At 34.5% G+C, this 17,051-nt stretch carries 19 protein-coding genes; 9 read left to right on the top strand and 10 right to left on the bottom strand.

Annotation, left to right across the window (positions count from 1 at the left end; translation table 11 throughout):
* The first annotated feature begins 18 nt into the window (after window positions 1-18).
* The 5 genes from Q0951_RS15510 to Q0951_RS15490 all read left to right on the top strand — a co-directional run bounded on the left by Q0951_RS15510 (window position 19) and on the right by Q0951_RS15490 (window position 4,714).
* Entirely contained in the window at window positions 19-1,017 is a 999-nt protein-coding gene (locus Q0951_RS15510) for a glycoside hydrolase (protein ID WP_299338805.1), read from the top strand.
* A 62-nt stretch (window positions 1,018-1,079) separates the two neighbouring features.
* Complete coding sequence (locus Q0951_RS15505; RefSeq protein WP_299338802.1) at window positions 1,080-2,342, top strand: POTRA domain-containing protein; 1,263 nt, start codon at window positions 1,080-1,082, stop codon at window positions 2,340-2,342.
* A 39-nt stretch (window positions 2,343-2,381) separates the two neighbouring features.
* Window positions 2,382-3,074, top strand: coding sequence for an NUDIX domain-containing protein (locus tag Q0951_RS15500; RefSeq protein ID WP_299338800.1), 693 nt, complete (start codon window positions 2,382-2,384; stop codon window positions 3,072-3,074).
* Between the two features lie 63 nt (window positions 3,075-3,137).
* Window positions 3,138-3,974 (top strand): ribose-phosphate diphosphokinase, encoded by an 837-nt coding sequence (gene prs, locus Q0951_RS15495; RefSeq protein WP_299338799.1) that lies wholly within the window; start codon window positions 3,138-3,140, stop codon window positions 3,972-3,974.
* Window positions 3,974-4,714 (top strand): metallophosphoesterase, encoded by a 741-nt coding sequence (locus Q0951_RS15490; protein WP_299338797.1) that lies wholly within the window; start codon window positions 3,974-3,976, stop codon window positions 4,712-4,714. Before prs ends, Q0951_RS15490 begins: the two co-directional genes overlap by 1 nt.
* Window positions 4,715-4,745: 31 nt before the next feature.
* Here Q0951_RS15490 and Q0951_RS15485 read toward each other — a convergent pair whose 3' ends face one another.
* Window positions 4,746-6,368, bottom strand: a complete 1,623-nt coding sequence (locus tag Q0951_RS15485) for a carboxypeptidase-like regulatory domain-containing protein (protein ID WP_299338795.1) — start codon at window positions 6,366-6,368, stop codon at window positions 4,746-4,748.
* A 290-nt stretch (window positions 6,369-6,658) separates the two neighbouring features.
* Between Q0951_RS15485 and Q0951_RS15480 the strand changes: the two genes are divergently transcribed.
* Window positions 6,659-8,110, top strand: a complete 1,452-nt coding sequence (locus Q0951_RS15480; RefSeq protein WP_299338793.1) for a nicotinate phosphoribosyltransferase — start codon at window positions 6,659-6,661, stop codon at window positions 8,108-8,110.
* On the opposite strand, the gene Q0951_RS15475 is transcribed toward Q0951_RS15480, so the two are convergent.
* The 8 genes from Q0951_RS15475 to Q0951_RS15440 form a co-directional block, all read right to left on the bottom strand.
* Window positions 8,107-8,802, bottom strand: a complete 696-nt coding sequence (locus Q0951_RS15475) for a TIGR04283 family arsenosugar biosynthesis glycosyltransferase (RefSeq protein WP_299338790.1) — start codon at window positions 8,800-8,802, stop codon at window positions 8,107-8,109. The genes Q0951_RS15480 and Q0951_RS15475 overlap by 4 nt on opposite strands.
* Entirely contained in the window at window positions 8,795-9,667 is an 873-nt protein-coding gene (locus tag Q0951_RS15470) for a DUF547 domain-containing protein (RefSeq protein ID WP_299338787.1), read from the bottom strand. The genes Q0951_RS15475 and Q0951_RS15470 overlap by 8 nt, the downstream gene beginning before the upstream one ends.
* Before the next feature lie 146 nt (window positions 9,668-9,813).
* The gene (arsM, locus tag Q0951_RS15465; RefSeq protein WP_299338784.1) at window positions 9,814-10,782 is read right to left on the bottom strand and encodes an arsenosugar biosynthesis arsenite methyltransferase ArsM; all 969 of its coding nucleotides are present in this window, start codon (window positions 10,780-10,782) and stop codon (window positions 9,814-9,816) included.
* 2 nt (window positions 10,783-10,784) lie between these two features.
* Window positions 10,785-11,597 carry a purine-nucleoside phosphorylase gene (locus Q0951_RS15460; RefSeq protein ID WP_299338781.1) on the bottom strand — a complete coding sequence of 271 codons (813 nt, stop codon included), beginning with the start codon at window positions 11,595-11,597 and terminating at the stop codon, window positions 10,785-10,787.
* Window positions 11,590-12,219 carry a TIGR04282 family arsenosugar biosynthesis glycosyltransferase gene (locus Q0951_RS15455; protein WP_299338779.1) on the bottom strand — a complete coding sequence of 210 codons (630 nt, stop codon included), beginning with the start codon at window positions 12,217-12,219 and terminating at the stop codon, window positions 11,590-11,592. Before Q0951_RS15455 ends, Q0951_RS15460 begins: the two co-directional genes overlap by 8 nt.
* Window positions 12,212-12,706, bottom strand: a complete 495-nt coding sequence (locus tag Q0951_RS15450) for a rhodanese-like domain-containing protein (protein ID WP_299338776.1) — start codon at window positions 12,704-12,706, stop codon at window positions 12,212-12,214. The genes Q0951_RS15455 and Q0951_RS15450 overlap by 8 nt, the downstream gene beginning before the upstream one ends.
* 2 nt (window positions 12,707-12,708) lie before the next feature.
* A complete protein-coding gene (arsS, locus tag Q0951_RS15445) occupies window positions 12,709-13,773 on the bottom strand; it encodes an arsenosugar biosynthesis radical SAM (seleno)protein ArsS (protein ID WP_299338773.1) in 1,065 nt (354 codons plus the stop codon).
* Window positions 13,774-13,809: 36 nt separating this feature from the next.
* A complete protein-coding gene (locus tag Q0951_RS15440; protein ID WP_299338770.1) occupies window positions 13,810-14,145 on the bottom strand; it encodes an arsenosugar biosynthesis-associated peroxidase-like protein in 336 nt (111 codons plus the stop codon).
* Between the two features lie 179 nt (window positions 14,146-14,324).
* On the opposite strand from Q0951_RS15440, the gene xdhC reads away from it, so the two are divergent.
* Genes xdhC through Q0951_RS15425 form a run of 3 tightly spaced genes read left to right on the top strand, consistent with a single transcriptional unit; the run spans window position 14,325 to window position 16,606 of the window.
* A complete protein-coding gene (gene xdhC / locus Q0951_RS15435; protein ID WP_299338767.1) occupies window positions 14,325-15,104 on the top strand; it encodes a xanthine dehydrogenase accessory protein XdhC in 780 nt (259 codons plus the stop codon).
* On the top strand, window positions 15,105-16,112 hold the full coding sequence (locus Q0951_RS15430) for a hypothetical protein (RefSeq protein ID WP_299338765.1): 1,008 nt from the start codon (window positions 15,105-15,107) through the stop codon (window positions 16,110-16,112).
* Window positions 16,109-16,606, top strand: a complete 498-nt coding sequence (locus Q0951_RS15425; RefSeq protein WP_299338762.1) for a nucleoside-triphosphatase — start codon at window positions 16,109-16,111, stop codon at window positions 16,604-16,606. Before Q0951_RS15430 ends, Q0951_RS15425 begins: the two co-directional genes overlap by 4 nt.
* Here Q0951_RS15425 and Q0951_RS15420 read toward each other — a convergent pair.
* Entirely contained in the window at window positions 16,583-16,990 is a 408-nt protein-coding gene (locus Q0951_RS15420) for a hypothetical protein (RefSeq protein WP_299338759.1), read from the bottom strand. The two genes, Q0951_RS15425 and Q0951_RS15420, sit on opposite strands and share 24 nt — an antisense overlap.
* Window positions 16,991-17,051: the final 61 nt, after the last annotated feature.

Here is a 17,051-nt window from a genome sequence, read left to right as displayed (position 1 = left end):
GAATCTAATTATAGTGTTATGACTGTTTTAAGACTTCTAATTTTACTCACCATATTTTCCTCTTGTGCAGCACAACAAGCGCGTATAAATGGATTGAGTTTTGTTGCTGCACGGGAAACTATTGACGAAACTCATACAGCTCCAGTTGTTGAAATAGGAGCTAACTATACGGCAATTATGCCTTTCGGGTTTATTAAAAACTTAGCACATCCTGAAATTGTCCATAACACAGAACGACAATGGTTTGGCGAAACACGAGCAGGTGCTAAGCAATATATTAATGAACTGAGAAAACAACAAATTAAAATTATGATCAAACCTCAAATTTGGGTTTGGCGAGGCGAGTTTACAGGTAATATTAAAATGACCAATGAAACCGACTGGAAAACTCTCGAAGACTCTTATTCGAGTTTTATTTTGGAATATGCCGAATTAGCTCAGGAAACCAAAGCAGAGATCTTATGTATTGGTACTGAATTGGAAAATTTTGTAAAAGAACGCCCTGAGTATTGGAGTAATTTGATAAAAAAAATAAAAACTATATACAAAGGAAAACTGACCTATGCAGCTAATTGGGATGAGTTTAAGCGCACACCGTTTTGGAGCGAATTAGATTATATTGGAGTTGATGCTTATTTTCCTGTAAGTGATCAACAAACACCTACAGTTGAAGACTGTAAAGCTGGATGGCAAAAGCATAAATCGGTAATAAAAGCACTTTCTGAAACTCATAATCGACCAATTTTGTTTACAGAATATGGTTACAGAAGTATGGATTATACAGGAAAAGAACCTTGGGTTAGTGATCACAGCTTGAAATCATTAAATTTTGAAGGTCAGTCCAATGCTACCCAAGCCTTGTTTGAAGAATTTTGGAATGAAGAGTGGTTTGCAGGTGGTTTTATCTGGAAATGGTTTCATGCTTATGATCGGGTAGGAGGCGAAAACGATAATCAATTTACACCTCAAAATAAACCAGTAGAAGAGGTCATTGCATTATTCTATAAAACCAATTAAAAAACTTCAAATTTAACGTAAGGATATGTGATGTAAACGACAAATAGTCTAATAATCATCACATGAAAACAGTAATTGCTTTAGTTCTATTAGTGACCACTTTTGTTCAGGCTCAAGATGCTGTTGTAGCCGATTTAAAAGTTCAGGGGAATAAAAAACTGAAATCATCTTTCGTTAAAAAAATATCCAATATAAAATCTGGAGTGGCACTCGATTCTACAGTTATTGAAGAAGATATCAAACTTCTAAAACGATTACCTTCAATTGCTCATGCCTATTATCAGGTCTTTCCTGCAGAAGATGAGAACAGTTACAATGTGTTTTATAATATTGAAGAAAATTTCACCATCATTCCATCAGCAAATGTCTATACCACTAATGATGATGAATTTGCGTATCGTTTAGGCTTATATGAGTTTAACCTATTTGGACAAAACATGACCTTTGGCGGATTTTACCAAAAGGATATCTATAATTCGTATGCACTAAATTTTAGAGCTCCATTTCTGTTTTCAAGGCGATTAGGTCTCGCGGTCAATTATCAGGATCTTACCACTCAAGAGCCTGTGTTCTTTGATAATACTACTGCTGACTACAAATACAATAATCAGTCAATAGAATTTTTAGGCTTATTTCAGCTTAATTTTACTAATCGATTTGAGTTTGGAGTTAATTACTTTACTGAAGATTATGAATATAAATCTGGAGCAACCAATCCTGATGTGCCACAAGAGTTAAGGGTTCATAAATTGCTCTACAAGCTCATTTATGAATACAATAATCTGAACTATGATTATCAGTATGTAGAAGGCTTTAGAAGTATTCTTAATTTTCAATATGTGACCTCAAGAAATGAAGCGCAATTACCAGCATTTTTAATTGGTTGGAACGATTTTCAATATTTTAAACGTTTCGGAACCAAAGGGAATTGGGCGAATAGACTTCGTCTGGGATTAGCCACCAATAATGAAACCCCTTTTGCTCCATTTGCGGTAGATAATAATCTAAATATTAGAGGCGTTGGTAATACGATTGACAGAGGTACAGCTGCTATTGTTTTAAATACGGAATATCGCCATACGTTATATGAAAAAGGTTGGTTTTCTCTCCAAGGAAATGCTTTTATTGATGCTGGTAGCTGGAGAAATCCTGGTGGCGATCTTGGTGATTTTGGCGACACTCAAAATCTTCGTGTATATCCTGGAATCGGACTTAGATTTATTCACAAGCGTATTTTTAATGCCATTTTCCGAATTGATTATGGTGTTGGAATTACTGAAAATGCAACACAAGGATTAGTTTTCGGAATTGGACAATATTTTTAGTTTAATTCGTATATTTGTGTTCATACTACACAAAATAGAATGGCACTAAAACAAGATATAAAAGTAGCAGTTGATGCTGTGGTTTTTGGATACGAATCTAAAGGTAATTTATCGGTCTTATTAATTAAAAGAGGTGTTGACCCTTTCAAGAATACTTGGGCTTTACCAGGTGGTTTAGTACTTGAGGATGAATCTTTAGAAACTGCAGTAACACGAGAATTAAAAGAAGAAACAGGTGTTAAGATTGATTATTTGGAGCAGTTGTATACTTTTGGAAAACCTAAACGTGATCCTCGAAATCGAGTGGTGTCTGTAAGTTACTTTGCATTGGTTCGCCCAAACCATTTTAAAATTAAAGCTGATACAGATGCAGACGAAGCCAAATGGTTTCCTGTAGATAAACTACCTAAACTGGCATTTGATCATAAAACCATATTAAAGACAGCTACTAAACGACTCAAAGGGAAATTACTATACCAGCCTATTGGTTTTGATTTGCTCAGTGCTGAGTTTCCATTTTCAGATTTAGAACACTTGTATGCTACTATCCTCGGAAAAGAAATCGACCGAAGAAACTTCAGAAAAAAAATAATGAGTTTTGGTTTTGTAGAAGAAACCGATAAAATTCATCAGGAAGGCAGCGGAAGACCAGCAAAACTTTTCAAATTTAATAAAGCAAAATACGATGCTTTAGTGGATGACGGATTCCACTTTGACATTAAGTTTGTGTGATTTTTACACAAAATATTTTGTAGATACATAATTTCGATTTAAATTTGTGTAAAATTAACGCAAATGATTTTAAATTTAGATCCTTTATTTCAGCCATTTGGAAACGATAATAACATTCAGTTTGAAAGTTTTACATTTTCAGGAGGAGAGCCTCATATCAAAATACAATCTGATTTAAGTCGTGTAAAAGAAGTTACGATTACCACTAGAATACAATCGTTTAATGATATGGGTTTATTATTAATTGCTGTTGATGCGTTGCGTAGATTAGAGCTAAGGTCGATTCATTTGTTCTTGCCATATATGCCTGCAGCGCGTCAGGACCGTGTGATGGTTTCAGGAGAATCATTGTCGGTTAAAGTGTATGCAGATTTGATCAATAATTTACATTTAGATTCGGTTACAGTTTTTGATCCGCATTCTGAAGTCACGCCAGCTTTACTCAACAATTGCAAGGTCATAGCTAATCATGAGTTTATCAAACATGTAATGACTAATATTGGTTCTGAAGTACTTCTCATTTCACCAGATGGAGGTGCATTAAAAAAGATCTATAAAGTCTCTGAATACTTAGGCGGTAATCCAGTGGTAGAGTGCTCTAAAAAGCGAAATGTAAAAAACGGACAACTGGAAGGGTTTAAAGTATATGAAGACGACCTTAAAGGTAAGACTTGCTTGATTGTTGATGATATTTGTGATGGTGGAGGCACATTTATGGGTTTGGCTAAAGAATTAAAACAGAAGAATGCTGGGCATTTGTATTTGGCAGTGAGTCATGGCATTTTTAATAAAGGTGTTGACGAACTCAATCAGCATTTTACAAAGATCTATACTACCGATAGTTTTAAAACGTTGGATGAAGAAAGCGTAGAACAGATAGAAATTAAAGAATTGACATAATGAAACAACATAGAACACTAGCCATAGGCGATATTCACGGCGGACTTAAAGCCTTACAAAAACTTTTAGAAAAGCTCAAACTTACTAAAGACGATCAGCTTATTTTCTTAGGCGATTATGTAGATGGCTGGAGCGAGTCGGCTCAGGTGATTCAGTATTTGATAGAGTTATCGAAGACCAATGTTTGCGTATTTATAAAAGGCAATCACGATGCCTGGTGTGAAGATTGGTTACGAACTGGCTATGGAGAACCTGTTTGGTTATTTCATGGCGGACGAGAAACGGTAGAGAGCTATGAATCCTTTTCTGAAACCGAAAAAGAACTCCATCTCGATTTTTTTGAGCGTATGAAACTTTATCATATCGATGAAGAGAATCGTTTATTTGTGCATGCTGGTTTTACCTCGATGCATGGTGTGGTGCATGAAAAATTTGATACTAATTTTTACTTTGATCGTACACTTTGGGAAATGGCTACGACTATGGATAAACGTATTGAAAAAGACTCAGAGCTGTATCCAAATCGTTTAAAACATTACAAAGAGATTTATATTGGTCATACACCAACCATTCGTTATCATAGCGATGTGCCAATGAATGCTGTTAACGTTTGGAATGTGGATACAGGAGCAGCATTTACAGGAAAACTATCGGCTATAGATTTAGCTTCAAAAGCTATTTTCCAAAGTGATATGGTTAAAGACTTATATCCTGATGAGTTGGGCAGAAATAACTCATAGACATTCAATGGAGAGTTTACTTTAAAGAGATCTAATTCTCTTCATCTCTGTATTTCTGTTTCATTAAAGGCGAGTTGATCCAATACGCGTTAGCATCAGGAAATTCATTTACAGGTGAACGATTAATCGGTAGATTTGGTGCCATAAACTTTAAACCTTCAGGTGTTGATTTATCTATATGCACTTCTTGAACAAAAAACTCCCTAAATTGATCGCCTTCAATAGACTTTCTTTTATAGATTTCTCTGCCTACCACATCTCTTATATTTTTAAACGTATAGGTTACCTCTTCAATATTATCTTTATTGATGCTTATTGGTTTACCATCAAACTGTTTTACTTCAACTTTAACTAATCGCTCTGACAATTTTTCTGCTCTAACAGTTTTCAATCGTTGCTTACCCAACTTAAACTTGAAGTTGGAGTTGAGAATGGTATTGACATCAAGAAAATCATAATCTTCTGTATTGTTAAAAAGCACATAAAAGGCCTGCTTTTGATTGTCAAATTCTACTTTCTCTTCACGAAGCTCAAACTCTTCACTAATTACAAAGGCATTATTAAAAGTAATATAATTGAGATACATCATGTTATTCTGTCTTGCATACTCCAGACTAACATTAAATAATGGTTTTTTTGTTCTTGGAAGCACAACTTTATAATTAAACCGATGAATCGAGAAATCAACAAGAGAGATGTAAAGCGTTCCATCAACATAACTTGTTCTTGAAGACTTAACACCATAGGCATTGTAAGAATCATTTGTATTGGCCTTTTTAAATGAAATTATAACAATTGGTTCGTCGTCTAAATACACAATTTTGTCTTTACTGAATTTGTGTAGAATAGGAAATTCTTTTTCCAAAGTATAGACATAAGAGAACGTACTAGTAGCGAAATTACGGATAGGATTATGGGTGTTCAAGATGGTGTATTCATTGCCTCCTCTGGGTAAAATTTCAGATTGTTTGATGTATTTTGTAACACCGTTATAGGCTTTGGTTAACTCGGGATCTTCAGCAAAATTTGTGTTTCTTTTAAAGTTATAGATCACAGTTTGATCTATAGTTTCTTCTAAAAAATTAGTGCTTATGCCTTTGTCAAACGTTTCAAAAATACCTTCGTTGAGATTATGAAACTCATTATCTACTAATTGATAATCTCTATAATATCCTATATAAGCATGTGGTTCATTACTTAAATTTTTTGGGATGTTTTGAATGGCTTTAAGAACAATTTCCTTAGCCGACATTCTTCTACCTACTTTAACAAGTTGATTGGCATTTTTTTGGACTCCTCTTGCTTTTCGGTTATTGATCACTACTACATCAAGCGCTTCGATTTGTGGTTTAATCGATATAATATTTAATTCATTTGTTTTGAAATTGATAAGCGCTTTGTCTTGTGTTGTGTAACCAATTGATGATATGATAATTGAGTTTTTAGCATTGTAATACTGTATAGGAATTCTAAATTCACCATTGTAATCGGCAATCACACCTCTGGTAGTTCCCTTTATCATAATGGTTGCAAAGGAAATGGGCTCTGAGGTTTCACTATCAATAAGTTTGAAGTAAATCTCATTTGTGTTTTGGGCATCACTCAATGCGATAAAAACGAAAAAAAATATAATAGAAAAAAATGAGATTTTCATAGTGGAGCTAGAGCTGTTTTCGTTTTATAGGTGTTCATATTATTGTAAAGTTATTAAAGTTTCTAAACAAAATTTGTGAAGTAAATCATAAAACCTTAAAGCTTTAATTTTAATCATTTTAGCATTGTAGTCAAATAATCTGCTATTGATTTAGATTGTCGCTATTATGCAAATTCATGATGTTTGAGATTTTGTATTTATAATTTGTGTAAAAAACACACAAAATAGTTGCTAGTGTTATTTTTGAAATGTATATTTGTGTAATAATTACGCAAATTAAACTATAAGAGATGAACCCATTACTATATACAGACGGTTATAAAGTTGACCACAGAAGACAATATCCAGAAGGAACAACACTCGTATATTCCAACTGGACGCCAAGAAAAAGTAGAATAGAAGGTGTTGATGAGGTTGTGTTTTTCGGACTCCAGTATTTCATAAAGAAATATATGATTGATGATTTCAATACCAATTTTTTTAATCGACCAAAAGAAGAGGTTTGTAAACGTTATTCCAGACGTATCAATAATTATTTAGGTGAAAATCAAGTCGGAATTCAGCATATCGAATCGCTTCACGATCTTGGGTATTTACCTATGATTATAAAAGCTCTACCTGAAGGAGCCCAAGTACCAATTCGTGTACCAATGGTGACCATGTATAATACTAAACCAGAGTTTTTCTGGCTTACCAATTATTTTGAAACACTATTATCTACTGTATTGTGGATGCCATGTAATTCGGCTACCATTGCAAAACAGTATCGAAACATCTTAGATACCTACGCTAAAGACACATCCTCTATTCCCGAGTTTGTAGATTGGCAAGGGCACGATTTTTCTATGAGAGGTATGGCAGGATTAGAAGCTGCTGTGATGTCTGCTGCTGGCCACCTCTTGAGTTTTACAGGAACTGATACCATTCCAACCATTGATTTTCTGGAAACCTATTATAACGCTAATTCTGATAAAGAGCTTATTGGAGGCTCTGTGGCTGCAACTGAACACTCTGTGATGTGTATGGGAACTAATGCTGGTGAAGAGGAGACATTTAAACGTCTAATTACTGAGGTGTATCCTAACGGTATCGTCTCTATTGTTTCAGATACCTGGGATTTATGGAAAGTATTAACCGAATACCTTCCAAACTTAAAAAAAGAAGTGTTAGCAAGAGAAGGGAAAGTAGTAATCAGACCTGATTCTGGTGATCCGGTTGATATCATCTGTGGAAACCCGAATGGCAAGACTTCCGAAGAGAAAAAAGGGGTTATTGAACTGCTTTGGGATAGTTTCGGCGGACATGTAAATGAAAAGGGTTATAAAGAACTCGATGCTCATATTGGCGCTATTTATGGTGATAGTATTACTTTAGATCGTGCACTCCAAATTTGTGAACGTCTAAAGCAAAAAGCATTTGCATCTACTAATGTGGTTTTAGGAATTGGATCATTTACCTATCAATATAATACTCGTGATACCTTCGGATTTGCCATGAAAGCCACCTATGGAGAAGTAGGAGGTGAAGGTCGTGAGATCTATAAAGATCCGGTAACTGATGATGGTACTAAAAAATCGGCTAAAGGTCTAATTAAGATCGAAAAGCAAAATGGGAGCTATCAACTCATTGATCAAGTGTCTTGGGAAGAGGAGCAAAAAGGGGAATTGCAAGTTGTATTTCAGGATGGTAAATTAATTGTGGATACGTCTTTATCTGAAATAAGAAATCGGGTGATGTGTTAACAAATATACTTTTTATAATACGCAAATAGTTCATCTGCAGAAGCACCAAACCATTTTTTAACATAGATACTCCAAAAGTGATACTGAAGTTTCCAAACGCCATGTTTTTCATAAAGTCGTGCTGAGGTTGTTATCTTTTTATTGATGACTACATATTGATTTCTGGCATATAAAGCATTAATGAGCATATTATCTTCATAAATCATATAGCGTTCATCATAACCACCAATATCGTCAAAAAGCTTTCGGGTAATAAACTGGCTCTGATCTCCGCCACGACAAGCTCTCCATGAGAACTGAGTAAGCCAGCTTGCTAAGCGTAACCACCAATGGTTACTGTCAAATTGTAATCTGAAACATCCAGCTTTATGGCCTTTTTCAATTTCATTTAAGATCAGTTTATCGTACTGATTAGGCGGAAAAGAATCGGCATGTAAAAAGTATAGAATATTCCCTTTTGCAACTTTTACGCCTGCATTCATTTGGATAGCCCTTCCTTTTGGCGAGGATAAAAGAATGATGTTTAAACCCGAGTTTTTGATGATCTCCTGAGAACCGTCTGTACTGCCTCCATCGACAATTATAATTTCTGAAATGTTCTCCAAGAGTGCATTGTCAACTAAATGACATAATAAAGCCTCAATAGTTTTTGCTTCATTGAGAACAGGAATGATAATGGAAATTTTATTCATTCAAATCCCAATTATAATCCTTATAACTCTTTTTGGCTCTACTAGAAATGGTCACTTCTGAATACTGATTTAAAAAATCAATTAGAGAATTTCCATTAGTTTTAAAATCACCTCCATACCACTTAAATATTCTAGAGAGTTTAATGCTGTTTTCACTCAGTTCATTTTTAGAAGGATCACTTAAAAATGCTCTGGTTAATTTGTCAAGATCAGCTTCTAAAGTCTTAGCAGTAAAAGCTTTGTTGTATAGTTTCGGACAAGAAACTGCGGCGCATACCAATGTAAAATGAATTCTGGGTTCATCCATTTTACGAATAATTCTATGTTCAACATCATTGAGTGTGAACCATTTCTCACCAATGTTGATAAATCTATGATTCCAAGGACCATTAATGTCTTTGATACTTTTTACGGGATAATTATCCAAAATGAGCTTTACTGTAAATGCGTTATAGACATTGATCCAATAGGCAAGCGTTTCATCTTTAGTCCAAGAGGTCTCTGGAGGATTTTCAGAAAGTAATGTTAGGTATGAATTAAATGCTGAAATATCTGTTTTAAACCCTTTGTAGTTAACATTGCCCTGGTCTGATACGTTTTTTTGCAATAAGGTATTCCAGGTATCATGTGAAATTATAAACCTACCAGTTGCAGTTGAAACTAAGCTATCTGTTTCAGTGTTTAGGTCTTCGTTTGGAATATTAGCTTTGTTTATGGCTTCTACTTCAGTGATAACAACTTCGCTTTTAGTATTAGTATCAGTTTCTGCAATTATCTTCTCTTCTTTAACTACAGCTTGTGTTGCGCAACAACTGTAAGTTGTAATACTTAATAATAAGACTAGAATATATTTTAAATATGGCATCGTTTGTTGTTTTAAGAACTATACATACTTACGAAAAATCTTGGCTTAAGGTTTTAAGTGAAGCCAATTTTTATTCGTAATGACATACTTCATATTGGTCAGTTAATTGTGGCAAACCTAACATTCAGACGATGTCCTTTCAATATTTAGCAACAGCCACCTCCATCATAGTGGTAAGTAGATTCACTAATAAAAATATCATCTCTTCCTAGTGACGCTAATACACCAGCAGTTTTATCACAAATAGCTAAGGGTTGATTTTTTAATAATACATGACCTGCTTTATCGTCAAAATAGTCTTCATCTCCATAATATATTGCTGCTTTACCAGTAAAAATACATGGACCATCAGCAGGCATAGGATCTTTTATAGCAGCAACTTCAATAGATTCTATATAAATCAACTCTTCTGTAGGATAGTGTTTAGGATCTAAAATTCGGTAAGGCTTTCTGGCTCTGATCTCGATGGTTCCAAATCCTGCGTCGGTCAATGCCTTAACATAATCAGCAATTGGCAAGCTTCCACTCAGACAAAGAGCTCTGAGTCTATCATCATTCCGTAAGGTGTCATTCATTGGTTGCTCACAAGTAGGATCACTCATGACCAATCTACCATGCGGTTTTAGCACACGATACATTTCGGCGATAGCTTTTTTCAGATCTTCGGCTTTAAAAATATTAAACAAACAATTTTGTGCTGCGACATCAATACTATTATCTTCGACAGGAAGATTCATAGCATCTCCTTTTTTGAGTTCTACAAACTCACTTTTGAACCAATCATTTTGTGCTTCGGCTTCAATAAAATTTTTGCGTGATGCTTCTAACATTTCATCCACAACATCTACACCAATAACACCACCTTTTTGTCGATTGAAATATGAGAATTGCAACAACTCCATTCCGCCACCAACACCAACATACAACATTTTAGGGTTGTTAGTTAAATCGCGTGCGTGAACGGTACTTCCACAGCCATAATTCATTTCCTGCATGATTCTAGGGATTTTAAGTCCGGGCAATTCCCAAATAGGATTGGTTGTACAGCATAATCCAACATCTGGAGTTAATGCAGCTTCTTTATAGAGATTGTTTGTGGCGTTTAAATAACTCATTATTACAATTGTTTTATTAATTCTTTAAAAAGGGTAATCATATGCGGTTCTGCTTTTCCTGCCATGGCAATAATTTCGGCAATATCAACAGGTTTCAGATGATCTGGGTCGCATTCATCAGTTAAAACTGATACTGCAGCAGCTTTTAAATTTAAATGATTAGCTACAATAATTTCGGGAACAGTACTCATTCCGACGGCATCAGCTCCAATGATTTTCAGCATTCTGTACTCTGCTCTGGTTTCCAGTTGTGGTCCAACAACGCTGGCATACACACCCTCATGAAGTTTGATGTTATGAGCTTTTGCAATGGCTTTGAATTTGGTATTGATATCGTGGTTGTATGGAGCGCTCATATCAGTAAAACGCTCACCTAATTGTTCAACACCTTTAAAAGCTAAGGGAGAGCTGCCCTGAAGGTTAATGTGGTCTTCAATAAGCATTAATTCTCCTTTTTTAAAGTTGAGGTTAATGGCTCCAGAGGCATTAGAAACTAATAGCGTATGAATACCTAGTTTTTCCATGACACGAACAGGATAAGTCACATCCTGAAGTGAATATCCTTCATACACATGAAATCGGCCTTGCATAACCACAACTTTTTTATTGCCTAGATTTCCGTAGATCAATTTTCCTTTGTGAAATTCTACAGTAGCTGTTGGGAAATTTGGAATGTGATTATAACTTACTTCTTGAAGGATTTCAACCTCGTTAATTAGTTGTCCGAGACCTGTTCCAAGAATGATTCCTATTTCTGGATTATCGAAACCTTTAGAGACTAAGTAGTCTGCTGTTTCAGTGATGAATTTAATCATTTAATTGTTTGATTTTGCGTTGCAATTCAATATTGTTTTTATAAAAACCTGATGCAATTAGATCTTCAAAAGTATCAATATCATTTAAGGTCACTAAGGTAGTGAATGTAGTGTTATTTTCTTTTAATTCTGATAAGGTTTCCGATAGTAAATGACTTTGACTCCAGGGTTTGTTTGTAAACACCATATGATTCATTTCAGATAAGCCAATAAGGTAATACCCTCCATCTTCTGCAGGACCAAAAACAACATCAGAAGTTTTCAGGGCTTCTAATCCATTTTGAATATGGGTAGCATTTATATCTGGTAAGTCTGATCCAATCAGAACAATACGCTTATAGCCATCTTCAAAGCCTTTTAAAAAAGCATTTTGCATTCGTTCTCCAAGAGTATTGCCTTCTTGTACAGCTTTGTAGTGGTTTTCCCATTTTGTATCTACTATAACATCTGAATAATACACACGAACAGGTGTGTTGAGTGCTTTAGTAGCATGTTCAGTGACTTTTACCAACTCTTTGTAGACCTCAAATGCAGCCTCGTCTCCAATAGTTTTGGCCAATCTTGTTTTTACTTTACCGAGTTTAATGTTCTTTACAAAAACAATGACAAGTTCTTTACTCATACACTTTTATTCCTTTTTTTAACCATTTACTCCATAGCTTAGAGAACACATGAACACTATCGGTCTCTTTTTGTGTTGCATTATAAACATTGAAATTTTTATTCTTCCATTCGAATATACCACCATACAAGTTTTTGACGTTGGTATAGCCGGCGTTTTTGAGTTTGCTAGCTATAACTTCGGAGCGAATTCCCAATGAGCAATATACAACGATCTCTTTATTTTTATCAGGTAGTTGTTTTGTAATATCTTGTAGTTGAAAATGATCATATCCAACATAAATAGCGTCTTTAAGATGACTAACTTCAAACTCGTTTCGTTCACGAGCGTCCAAAACAATAGCATTGGTTTTTGGCATGGCTAATTCTTCCACAGAAATGTAAGGGACATCATGAGTATTATATTGTTTTAGCAGATCATCAAGTGATTCTTGAGAGAATCCTAGAGCTGATAAAAAGACACATATGTAAAGCAATTTGTTTTTCATAATTATGCAACAACACCTTGACAACTACTTCCTGCACCTGCTGTACAGCCATAGCAGTGTTGAGAAATAACAATATTGCGTCCTTCTAATAATTCTTCATTAAAATCTGAAATGTGCTTCGCTTTACTATTCACGGGAAGTTCTAGCATTTGGTTAAAATCACAGTCGTATAAATAACCATCCCAGCTTACCGATAAGGTATTTGTACACATGACATTGGCAACTGCTGCAGGATTGTAAGCATCAACAAGCTGATACATGTAATCTTCATAATTTTCAGAAGCAATTAAATAATCCAGAAAACGAGCTATAGGTAAGTTGGTAATAGCAAATAAATTATGGAATTGAATCCCGAAATCTTCCATCAATGCTTTTTTGAAATCTTTTTCCATAGACATTTGGTCTCCTGGTAAAAATGCGCCCGAAGGATTATAGACCAAATCCAATCGTAAATCACTATCTGGAATTCCGTAGCCTACAGCATTGAGTTCTTGTAAAGCTTTTATAGATTTATCAAAAACACCATCACCACGTTGTTTATCTGTTTTTCCACGAGTCCAGTGAGGCATTGAGCTTACTACATGAACGTTATGCTTTTTAAAGAATTCGGGTAGATCATAGTATTTTTTATTAGCACGAATGATCGTTAAGTTGGAGCGTACAATAAAATCTTTGATACCCACTTTAGCAGCTTCTTCAACAAACCATCTAAAATCTGGATTCATTTCTGGAGCACCTCCAGTTAGGTCAAGTGTATGCGCACCAGAGTTTTTAATCACTTCAAGGCACTGTAACATGGTGTCACGTGTCATGATCTCTTTTCGGTCTGGACCAGCATCAACATGGCAATGCTCACAAACCTGATTACACATGTAACCAACATTGATCTGCAAGATTTCTAGTTGTTTTGCTTTGAGCGGAAATTGATTTGTTTCTGAAATTTTATCCTTGAATTTTGGTAAGTCTCCATTCTGAAATATACCATTAGATAAAATCTCAAGTTGCCTGTTACTTTGGGCGAGATCACTTCCTTTTTTGTGTAGGGATTGGGTCTTTAATTTTGTCATATTAATCTTAAGACTGAGGTTTTGTAACGTAGATTACTATCCGTCTAATTTATTCACTTTATTCATCATTTGTACGCCATGCACTAGAGTTGCTCCACTTTTTATTGCAGCACCAACATGAATAGCTTCCATCATCTCCTCTTTGGTTACACCTCTTTGAAGTCCATCTTTTGAGTAGGCATCTATACAGTAAGGACATTGTTCTGTGTGAGCAACAGCTAAGGCTATAAGTGATTTTTCTCTTGCTGTAAGCGCACCGTCTTCAAAAACTTTCCCATAATAGTCGAAGAATTTATTTCCAAGTTCTTCACTCCATTCGGTAATGTTTCCAAATTTTCTCAGATCTGCAGGATCGTAATATGTTTTTGACATGTTCTAATAGTTCTAAAGTTATTAATATCTACGTAAAAAATAACAACTGAGTTTTAAGTCGTTAATAATTATCAAACTTAACAGAAAATTTATCAGATTACTAATTTATTTTTTTGATTGAATTTGAAATATGGTTTACATTAAAAAAGTCTTACTTTTAAATTCTCTTTTTATCAAGAATGAAAAACTGGATTGAACTATTATCAGAATTTAAACAAAAACGTGAGCCAGTAGCTTTAGTTACTGTTACAAAGTGTCTAGGATCAACACCATGTGTTGTTGGTTCAAGGATGATAGTGACTAAAGATAAATCCAGTTTTGGTACTATTGGAGGAGGGAAATTAGAATTTAAAGCTATTGAAGAAGCAATAGTCGCGATTAATGAAAGTAGAATTATTGAATCCAATTATACTTTAGGACCTGAGTTTGAACAGTGTTGTGGAGGAAAAGTAGAATTTATCATTGAACCTATGAATCAATCACCAGAATTGTTTTTATTTGGCGCAGGACACATTGGTGTTGAAATAGCCAAATTGTTAGTAGATACACCATTTGATGTCAAATTGATTGATTCTCGTGATGATTGGTTTTCTAGTATTATTTTGGATAACAGTATTACTACATGTCAAGTCAACGAGTATGATTTCAAAACATTTAGTGATGCTGTAACTTGGGGAAATCAATGTTATGTTTTAGTAATGACTCATAATCACGCCATCGATTTTAATATTGTTGCAATGGCGCTTCAGAATGAGACAAAATTTTTAGGTTTGATAGGAAGCAAAACCAAGCGTGTAAGGTTTAATAATATGCTTATCAAAGAGTTAAATGTCAAGGAAGGCATGCAAAATGTGATTTGTCCAATTGGGTTAGAGATAGGAGGAGATACACCAAAAGAAATAGCCATTAGCGTTGTTGCTCAATTATTACAGATCCATTATCAGGCAATGTCTAAATAGATGAAGAACAATAAATCAATTATAGATAAATTAACAGCACTCTGGGCTTTAAATGAGTCTGGTCTTGGTGGATTTCTACATGTTTTTAATACACCATTTACAGGATTGATTGTTGGTGGAATCTCTATTTTGCTAATTAGCCTAATCGCATATTACGCAGATCATAAGTGGCAGGCTATTTTGAAAGCACTAGTCGTCGTATTGATTATAAAAATGGCTGTGAGTCCTTATTCGCCATTTGGCGCATATGTAGCTGTAAGTTTTCAAGCTGTTTTTGGAGCATTTTTATTCTCTAAGTTTTCCTGGAGAGGTACAGTGTTGATGGTTTTAGGTGTGATTACTTTTTTAGAGTCTGCACTACAAAAACTATTGATTCTTACCATAGTCTATGGTACAGAACTTTGGGAAGCTATCAATATTTATGGTGAATGGGTACAAAGTAAATTAAATTTTGTCTCCAATACCTCTACAACTTCAGTTTTAATTATAACCTATTTGTCGGTTTATGCTATATGCGGACTTCTAGCAGGTTTATTTATTAAGAGTATTATAGAAATCATAGCGAGTAAAAAAGAAACAGACTTTTATCTTGAAAATTATAAGCTTGTTACTCATCAAAAAACAGTAAAAAAGGGCTTTGGGTCTAAAATTATCTGGATTTGGTTAATTACAGTAGCTATTATTGTTTTAGCATTTACATTCTTTGGTGGTACGTTATTAGGATGGAAAAAAGGCATTTATGTTATCTTGCGTAGTTTCCTGATTTTAATGCTTTGGTATTTAGTCATCGGTCCTTTATTATTAAAAGCTGTTCGAAAGTATCTCGATAAAAAAGAGTCACAATACAAAGACGATATTTCTAATGCCATGGATCTATTTCCGTATTTCAGACAAATTTTGTCACATACCTGGAGAGAAACCAAACACCTCAAAGGATATACGCGTATTAAATATTTTATGGCCAATAGCATCTCTAATTGTATTCATTTTAAAGTTCCCAACGAATGATCTATATAGTAACAGGAGATATAAGATCTGGAAAAACATCAGCGTTGTTAGATTGGATAAGCAATAAAGAAAATGTTGATGGTGTGTTATGTCCAGATGATGTCTCTGGAAAGCGCTACTTTCTGAAAGTTAAGTCAAAAGAAATCTTTCCACTTGAGGTTGAATCTGGAATTGAAAATAAAGACATAGTTGAGGTTGGACCGTTTAAGTTTTTAAATTCAGCTTTTGATAAAGCTAATGAGTTTCTTAAATCGCTTACTTCGGAAATGAACAATACATTTCTCATTATTGATGAGCTTGGAAAGCTTGAACTCAAAGGTCTTGGTTTGCATTCTGCTGCGGAAGTACTAATTCCTAAGTATATGTCTAGTAACAAACAACATGCAATATTAGTCGTTCGAACATCGTTGCTTCAATCTATTATTGAACATTATGATATCAAATATTATAAACTTATTAATAAAGACAACTTACTTGAAAATAGTTTCGCTTAAGGCATAATAAATAGCCATAAGCGCAGAGAATACTGCACTTCCTAGAAAACGCCATTTGAGCTTAAATCGATTCTGAATGATGTAATTTCCAATAAAAGAGATCAGAATATTAGCTAAAAATGACCAAAAAGCAATGGTCAATACATTCCAACCAATAGTATCAAACTGACCAGAAAACAACTTGATAAATAGAAGGTGTCTGGCAATCCATAACGGATTAAAATACAGCATGGCCAAAGCTGTTTTTGTCAATGTACCTTTCAGACCCTTTAGATCATGAGTTTTTTTTACAATCCAATCAAAATAGTTAGGGATTTCAACAGCATAGAATGTGGCTCCAACAATCATCATACCTAACAAGCGATACCAAGAAAACTCATCCAATAGTAATGCAGCAATAGTATCTCCAGTACTATAAATGAGTGCTCCTTTAATAATGTTATGT

Source organism: uncultured Psychroserpens sp., assembly GCF_947501425.1.
In the GTDB taxonomy this organism is placed as follows: Bacteria; Bacteroidota; Bacteroidia; order Flavobacteriales; family Flavobacteriaceae; genus Psychroserpens.
The sequence above is the reverse complement of the archived record's forward strand: the minus strand, read 5'-3'. Positions and strand labels throughout refer to the sequence as shown.